At 63.3% G+C, this 7114-nt stretch carries 9 protein-coding genes; all 9 read left to right on the top strand.

Translation table 11 applies throughout. The features are described from left to right. The first annotated feature begins 58 nt into the window (after positions 1-58). The 9 genes from urtB to HU811_RS23115 all read left to right on the top strand — a co-directional run bounded on the left by urtB (position 59) and on the right by HU811_RS23115 (position 7080). Positions 59-1561 (top strand): urea ABC transporter permease subunit UrtB, encoded by a 1503-nt coding sequence (gene urtB, locus HU811_RS23155; RefSeq protein WP_186658302.1) that lies wholly within the window; start codon positions 59-61, stop codon positions 1559-1561. After that, positions 1561-2640, top strand: a complete 1080-nt coding sequence (gene urtC, locus HU811_RS23150) for an urea ABC transporter permease subunit UrtC (RefSeq protein WP_186658300.1) — start codon at positions 1561-1563, stop codon at positions 2638-2640. The genes urtB and urtC overlap by 1 nt, the downstream gene beginning before the upstream one ends. After that, positions 2637-3509 carry an urea ABC transporter ATP-binding protein UrtD gene (urtD, locus tag HU811_RS23145; protein WP_186658298.1) on the top strand — a complete coding sequence of 291 codons (873 nt, stop codon included), beginning with the start codon at positions 2637-2639 and terminating at the stop codon, positions 3507-3509. Before urtC ends, urtD begins: the two co-directional genes overlap by 4 nt. Before the next feature lie 166 nt (positions 3510-3675). Then, a complete protein-coding gene (urtE, locus tag HU811_RS23140) occupies positions 3676-4374 on the top strand; it encodes an urea ABC transporter ATP-binding subunit UrtE (RefSeq protein ID WP_092452268.1) in 699 nt (232 codons plus the stop codon). Between the two features lie 30 nt (positions 4375-4404). After that, entirely contained in the window at positions 4405-5256 is an 852-nt protein-coding gene (locus tag HU811_RS23135; RefSeq protein ID WP_186658296.1) for an urease accessory protein UreD, read from the top strand. A 133-nt stretch (positions 5257-5389) separates the two neighbouring features. Further along, the gene (gene ureA / locus HU811_RS23130) at positions 5390-5692 is read left to right on the top strand and encodes an urease subunit gamma (RefSeq protein WP_047227360.1); all 303 of its coding nucleotides are present in this window, start codon (positions 5390-5392) and stop codon (positions 5690-5692) included. Between the two features lie 9 nt (positions 5693-5701). Then, positions 5702-6235, top strand: coding sequence for a GNAT family N-acetyltransferase (locus HU811_RS23125; protein ID WP_186658294.1), 534 nt, complete (start codon positions 5702-5704; stop codon positions 6233-6235). Positions 6236-6241: 6 nt separating this feature from the next. Next, a complete protein-coding gene (locus HU811_RS23120) occupies positions 6242-6775 on the top strand; it encodes a GNAT family N-acetyltransferase (RefSeq protein WP_092395836.1) in 534 nt (177 codons plus the stop codon). Further along, a complete protein-coding gene (locus tag HU811_RS23115) occupies positions 6772-7080 on the top strand; it encodes an urease subunit beta (RefSeq protein ID WP_046064368.1) in 309 nt (102 codons plus the stop codon). Before HU811_RS23120 ends, HU811_RS23115 begins: the two co-directional genes overlap by 4 nt. Positions 7081-7114: the final 34 nt, after the last annotated feature.

The following is a 7114-nucleotide window of genomic DNA, read 5'->3' as shown; positions in this document are numbered from 1 at the left end:
CCGCTATCGCGAGCAGGCTCGCTCCCACATAGAAAGAAGTTCGCGCAAGGCCAAGCATATGCCCACCGCCCTTTATCGCCTCATCCTCGCCCTGGTGCTGCTATTGCCGCTGGAGGCCCACGCTGGTGATGCCGAAGATTTCGTCGCCGCCAAGCCGCCCCAGCAAGCCAAGCTGCTGGAAGCCTGGGCCGCGCAACCGGAACCTGAGCGTGTCGAACTGATCAACGCCTTGCAACAAGGCCAGTTGACCGTCGACGGCCAGCCCAAGACTCTGCGTCTGAACAACCGCTTGCGAGGGTTGATTGAAACCGCCCTGGCCAGCCATCAATTATTGGCCGCTGACGCCAGCGTGCGCTTGAGCGCCGCCCAGCAACTGCAAAAAAGCGCCCGCCCGGCCCAACTGGCATTTCTCGACAGGCAGTTGGCCGGCGAGCAGGACGAAGACGTGCATGCTGCCCTGAGCCTGGCGTTGGCGAACCTGCAACTGGTGGACCCCAACCCGTCGGTTCGTCTGGCTGCCGTGCGGCTGCTGGGGGAAACCGGCGATCCGTTGGCCCGCACCCGCCTCGAAGGCCTGCTCGAACCCGGCGTTGAAACTGACGCCACGGTGCGCACCGCCGCCGAAACCAGCCTCGGCCAGGTCAAGCGCAAGCTGCTGATCGGCGAACTGCTGGGCCAGGCCTTCAGCGGCATGTCCCTGGGCTCGATCCTGCTGCTTGCTGCGCTCGGCCTGGCGATCACGTTCGGTTTGCTGGGTGTGATCAACATGGCCCACGGTGAGATGCTGATGCTCGGCGCCTACTCCACGTACGTGGTGCAGATGCTGTTCCAGCGCTTCGCTCCAAACGCCATCGAGTTCTACCCCCTGATCGCACTGCCGGTGGCGTTTTTCATCACCGCCGCCATCGGCATGGCCCTGGAGCGCACGGTGATCCGGCACCTTTATGGGCGCCCCCTGGAGACCCTGCTCGCCACCTGGGGCATCAGCCTGATGCTGATCCAACTGGTGCGCCTGATGTTCGGCGCGCAGAACGTCGAAGTCGCCAACCCGGCCTGGCTGTCCGGCGGCATCCAGGTATTGCCGAATCTCGTGCTGCCCTACAACCGCATCGTAATCATCGCCTTCGCACTGTTCGTGGTGGCGCTGACCTGGCTGTTGCTGAACAAGACCCGCCTGGGCCTGAACGTGCGCGCCGTGACCCAGAACCGCAACATGGCCGCCTGCTGCGGCGTGCCCACCGGCCGCGTGGACATGCTCGCGTTCGGCCTCGGCTCGGGCATCGCCGGGCTCGGCGGCGTGGCCCTGAGCCAGATCGGTAACGTCGGCCCGGACCTGGGCCAGAGCTACATCATCGACTCGTTCCTGGTGGTGGTGCTAGGTGGCGTCGGTCAGTTGGCCGGCAGTGTGTTCGCCGCGTTCGGGCTGGGCATCGCCAACAAGATTCTTGAACCGCAGATCGGCGCCGTGCTGGGCAAGATCCTGATCCTCGCGCTGATCATTCTGTTCATCCAGAAGCGTCCGCAAGGCCTCTTCGCGCTCAAAGGACGGGTAATCGACTGATGAACCAGCCCCTGATGCTCACCGCCGCGCAAAAGGCCGGCCCCAAAGTCACCGTCGCCGTCGGCGCGCTGATCCTGGCAGTGCTGCTGAGCCTGCCGCTGCTGTCGCTGTTGGCGGTGGATAACCCGCTGCACGTTTCGGCTTACACCCTGACCCTGGTGGGCAAGATTCTCTGCTACGCCATCGTTGCCTTGGCGCTGGACCTGGTCTGGGGTTACGCCGGCCTGTTGTCCCTGGGCCACGGCCTGTTCTTCGCCCTGGGCGGCTATGCCATGGGCATGTACCTGATGCGTCAGGCCGCCGGTGACGGCTTGCCGGCGTTCATGACCTTTTTGTCGTGGACCGAACTGCCTTGGTACTGGAGCGGCACCGACAGCTTCCTCTGGGCCATGTGCCTGGTGGTGCTGGCGCCCGGTTTGCTGGCGCTGGTGTTCGGCTTCTTCGCCTTTCGCTCGCGGATCAAGGGTGTGTATTTCTCGATCATGACCCAGGCCCTGACGTTTGCCGGGATGTTGCTGTTTTTCCGCAATGAAACCGGGTTCGGCGGCAACAATGGCTTCACCAATTTCCGCTCGATCCTGGGCTTTGGCATCACCGAACCGGGCACCAGGGCGGTGTTATTCCTGGCCACGGTGCTGCTTTTGGTGGCGAGCCTGTTCATTGGCTGGCGCCTGGCCCGCAGCAAGTTCGGCCGGGTGCTGACCGCCCTGCGCGACGCGGAAAACCGCCTGATGTTCTGCGGCTACGATCCCCGAGGCTTCAAGCTGTTCGTCTGGGTGTTGAGCGCAGTGCTGTGCGGCCTGGCTGGGGCGCTGTACGTGCCACAGGTGGGCATCATCAACCCCAGCGAAATGTCGCCGACCAACTCCATCGAAGCCGCCGTGTGGGTGGCCCTTGGCGGGCGCGGCACGCTGATCGGGCCGCTGCTGGGCGCCGGCGTGGTCAACGGTATGAAGAGCTGGTTCACCGTGGCGTTTCCCGAGTATTGGCTGTTCTTCCTTGGCGCGCTGTTCATCGTCGTGACGCTGTATCTGCCTAAAGGCGTGATCGGCTTGCTGAAGAAGAGAGGCGAACAATGAGAATCACACCGACGGCCGATTTCATGCTCGAACCCATCCTCGACCCTCCTATCGATGCCAATCGGGACCAAGGCAGCAGCCGCGACGCCATCGGCCTCGGCCAGGCCGCTGGCAAGGGCCTGAACACCCGCCACGGCACCATCCTGACCCTGGAAGACATCAGCGTCAGTTTCGACGGCTTCAAGGCCCTGAACGCTCTGAACCTGTACATCGGCGTCGGCGAATTGCGCTGCATCATCGGCCCCAATGGCGCAGGCAAGACCACGCTGATGGACGTGATCACCGGCAAGACCCGGCCCAGCCATGGCAAGGCCTGGTTCGGTGAAACCCTGGACCTGACGAGCATGAGCGAAGTGCAGATCGCCCAGGCCGGCATCGGCCGCAAGTTCCAGAAACCCACGGTGTTCGAAGCTCTGAGCGTATTCGAAAACCTCGAATTGGCGCTCAAAACCGACAAGTCGGTATGGGCCAGCCTGCGGGCGAAACTGACCGGCGAGCAGAATGACCGCATCAGCGAAGTGCTGGAGACCATTCGCCTGACCACCTCGGTCAATCGCGCCGCTGGCCTGCTGTCCCACGGGCAGAAACAGTTTCTGGAGATCGGCATGTTGCTGGTGCAGGACCCACAACTCTTGCTACTCGATGAACCGGTGGCGGGCATGACCGACGCCGAAACCGAGTTCACCGCCGAGCTGTTCAAATCCCTGGCAGGCAAGCACTCGCTGATGGTGGTGGAGCACGACATGGGCTTCGTCGGCGCGATTGCCGACCACGTCACGGTGTTGCACCAGGGCAGCGTGCTGGCCGAAGGGTCGCTGGCGCAGGTGCAGGACAATGAGCGGGTGATCGAGGTGTATCTCGGTCGGTAGCCTGCAAATACATTCCCCCTGTGGGAGCGGGCCCGTGGGAGCAAAGCTTGCTCGCGATGAACGATAACCCGGTCCTTCTGATGGACCGAGGTGCTGCTGTCGCGAGCAAGCTTTGCTCCCACAGAAAGCTATTGCGCCCACAGGGGACTTGAGAGGGACTTAAGACATGCTGCAAGTCGACAAGCTGCACCAATACTACGGCGGTAGCCACATCCTGCGCGGTCTGTCGTTCGACGTGAAGGTTGGCGAGGTGACGTGCCTGCTGGGCCGCAACGGCGTGGGCAAGACCACCCTGCTCAAATGCCTGATGGGCCTGTTGCCGGCCAAGGAAGGCGCGGTGAATTGGGAAGGCAAGCCCATCACCACCTTCAAACCGCACCAACGGGTACACGCCGGCATTGCCTATGTGCCCCAGGGCCGGGAAATTTTCGGGCGGCTGACGGTGGAAGAGAACCTGCTGATGGGCCTGTCGCGCTTTTCCGCTGCCGAGGCCAAGGAAGTGCCGGCGTTCATTTACGAATTGTTCCCGGTGCTGCTGCAAATGAAACAACGCCGTGGCGGTGACCTGTCCGGTGGCCAGCAACAGCAGCTCGCCATTGGCCGGGCCCTGGCCAGCCGTCCGCGCCTGCTGATTCTCGACGAGCCCACCGAAGGCATTCAACCGTCGGTGATCAAGGAGATCGGCGTGGTCATCAAGAAACTGGCGGCCCGGGGCGACATGGCGATTTTGCTGGTGGAGCAGTTCTACGACTTCGCCGCCGAGTTGGCCGATCAATACCTGGTGATGTCCCGGGGCGAGATCGTGCAGCAGGGGCGCGGAGAAAATATGGAAGCCGAGGGTGTACGCGGGCTGGTTACGATCTAGTCTGTAGCGCTCTAACGATAATCAGAAATCATGAACCTACCTGTCTCCTCACTGGCCCCTTCGGCCCTGTTCACCCCCAGCTGGCATGCCGAGCTGGAACTGGGTTACGCCCGGTTCGGTGACTGCACGCGCCCGGTGCAGCGCCGCCACAAAGGTCCGCTGCGGGTGCAAAAACACCTGTACGCCGAAGGCCCCGAAGTGTGCCAGCACATCATCGTCCACCCGCCCGGCGGAATTGCCGGCGGTGATCGGCTGGACATCGCCGCCCACGTCGGCCCCGCTGCGTGGGCGCAGTTGACCAGTCCCGGCGCGGCCAAATGGTATCGCGCCGCCAGCCCGGCATATCAGCAACTGAACCTGAGCGTGGCCGCGGGGGCGACCCTGGAATGGTTGCCCCAGGAAACCATCGTCTTCAGCGCCGCCCAGGCCGAACTCAGCACCCGCATCGACCTGCAGGGTGACGGGCGCTTGTTCTACTGGGACATGGTGGCCCTCGGTCGACCGGCCAGCGGTGAGCGATTTGACCTGGGGCACTTCCAGTCACGGCTGGACATTCGCCGCGACGGGCAGTTGCTCTGGCATGAACGCCAGCGCATTGTGGGCGGTGACGGATTGCTCGACTCGCCCATTGGGCTGGGCGGCGATCCGGTGTTCGCCACGCTGTTGGTGACTGGTGAGATTGACAGCGCGTTGCTGGAACGGTGTCGATCCCTGGGCCATGACGTACGCGGTGATCTGACCCAGTTGCCCGGCCTGGTCGTGGCCCGGTGCCTGGCGAGCGAGGCGCTGCTGGCGCGGGGTTGGTTGATTGAGTTGTGGCGGCTTCTGCGCCCGGCGTTGCTCGGTCGGGAGGCCATGCCCCCGAGAATCTGGAGTACTTGAATTTGCTTTTCTGTGGGAGCGGGCTTGCTCGCGAAGGCGGTGTGTCAGCCAACTCAACTGTTGAATGTGAGCCCGCTCCCACAGAGGTACATGTTTTTAGCCCGAATTATTTATCTGCCCTTATGGATTGCACATGGACCTGACCCCACGCGAAAAAGACAAGCTGCTGATCTTCACCGCCGGTCTCGTCGCCGAGCGGCGGTTGGCTCGCGGTTTGAAGCTCAACTACCCGGAGGCGATGGCCTATATCTCCGCCGCCCTGCTCGAAGGCGCCCGCGACGGCCAGACCGTGGCCGAGCTGATGCATTACGGCACCACGCTGCTGACCCGTGAACAGGTGATGGAGGGCATCCCGGAAATGATCCCGGAGATCCAGGTCGAGGCGACGTTCCCCGACGGCACCAAACTGGTCACCGTCCACCAGCCGATCGCGTGAGGTTGCGCCATGACCTATGACATTCGTGACGCCCGGCACGCCGACTTGCCCGCGATCCGTGACATCTACAACGACGCGGTGCTACGCACCACGGCGATCTGGAACGAACAGACCGTGGACCTGGGCAATCGCCAGGCCTGGTTCAGCGCCCGACAATCGCAAGGCTATCCGGTGTTGGTGGTGGTCGATGAGGAAGATAACGTACTCGGCTATGCCTCGTTCGGCGACTGGCGACCCTTCGACGGTTTCCGGCACACCGTGGAGCATTCGGTGTACGTACGTAACGACCAATGCGGCAACGGCCTGGGCTCACTGTTGATGACGGCCCTGATCGAGCGCGCCAGGGCATGCGGCAAACACGTCATGGTCGCGGCCATTGAAAGCGCCAACGCGGCCTCGATTCGCCTGCATGAGCGGACCGGTTTCATCACCACCGGACAGATGCCTCAGGTGGGCACCAAATTCGGCCGCTGGCTGGATTTGACTTTCATGCAGTTGATCCTCAACCCAGGGGCGCTACCGCCTGCCGTCGACAAGGAGTGATAACCGATGAACCCCGCCCAGTTGCGTCGAGTCCCCGCTGAAAGCTTTGCGCACTATCGCCAGGGCCTGATCGATCTGCTGCTCGATGCCGTGGGCTATGGCGCCAGCGTAGGCTTCATGGCCGACCTCGACGCGGTCCAGGCCCGCGCCTATTTCGACGAGGTCCAGGCCAGTCTCAACCAGGGCCACTTGCTGCTGTGGGTGGTGGTCAAGGATGAACAGGTGCAGGCCAGCGTCCAACTTGCCCTGTGCCAGAAACCCAACGGCCTCAACCGTGCCGAAGTGCAAAAGCTGCTGGTGCGCGGCGAGGCCCGCCGTCGGGGCCTCGGCCAGCAATTGATGAGCGCACTGGAACTGGGCGCCCGCCAGCACAAGCGCGGCCTGTTGTACCTCGACACGCAGGCCGGTTCCGAGGCCGAGGCATTCTATCGCGCCATGGGCTACACCCGCGTCGGAGAACTGCCCGACTACTGCCAGAGCCCGGACGGGACCTACACCCCGACCGCCATTTACTACAAGACTTTGGGGCAACCGCAATGATTCCAGGCCAATACCAGGTCCAGCCCGGCGACATCGAACTCAACGTCGGCCGCCGCACCCTCACGCTGAACGTGGCCAACAGCGGCGACCGACCGATCCAGGTCGGCTCGCACTATCACTTCTTCGAAACCAACGACGCCCTGACCTTCGACCGCGCCGCCAGCCGTGGCATGCGCCTGAACATCCCGGCCGGCACCGCCGTACGCTTCGAGCCGGGTCAGAGTCGGGAAGTCGAGCTGGTTGACCTGGCCGGCCATCGGCGGGTATTCGGGTTTGCCGGGCGGGTGATGGGCGAACTGGATTAAAGATTAAAAGATCGCAGCCTTCGGCAGCTCCTAC

This window comes from Pseudomonas tehranensis (assembly GCF_014268615.1).
Taxonomy (GTDB): Bacteria; Pseudomonadota; Gammaproteobacteria; order Pseudomonadales; family Pseudomonadaceae; genus Aquipseudomonas; species Aquipseudomonas tehranensis.
This window is presented reverse-complemented; position numbering and strand designations above follow the sequence as displayed.

Bases quoted from the DNA above. Each gene is read 5' to 3' on its own strand.
- HU811_RS23120 (WP_092395836.1), top strand. From the start codon at position 6,242: ATGAACCCCGCCCAGTTGCGTCGAGTCCCCGCTGAAAGCTTTGCGCAC.
- HU811_RS23125 (WP_186658294.1), top strand. From the start codon at position 5,702: ATGACCTATGACATTCGTGACGCCCGGCACGCCGACTTGCCCGCGATC.
- urtD (WP_186658298.1), top strand. From the start codon at position 2,637: ATGAGAATCACACCGACGGCCGATTTCATGCTCGAACCCATCCTCGAC.
- HU811_RS23115 (WP_046064368.1), top strand. From the start codon at position 6,772: ATGATTCCAGGCCAATACCAGGTCCAGCCCGGCGACATCGAACTCAAC.
- HU811_RS23135 (WP_186658296.1), top strand. From the start codon at position 4,405: ATGAACCTACCTGTCTCCTCACTGGCCCCTTCGGCCCTGTTCACCCCC.
- urtC (WP_186658300.1), top strand. From the start codon at position 1,561: ATGAACCAGCCCCTGATGCTCACCGCCGCGCAAAAGGCCGGCCCCAAA.
- urtE (WP_092452268.1), top strand. From the start codon at position 3,676: ATGCTGCAAGTCGACAAGCTGCACCAATACTACGGCGGTAGCCACATC.
- ureA (WP_047227360.1), top strand. From the start codon at position 5,390: ATGGACCTGACCCCACGCGAAAAAGACAAGCTGCTGATCTTCACCGCC.
- urtB (WP_186658302.1), top strand. From the start codon at position 59: ATGCCCACCGCCCTTTATCGCCTCATCCTCGCCCTGGTGCTGCTATTG.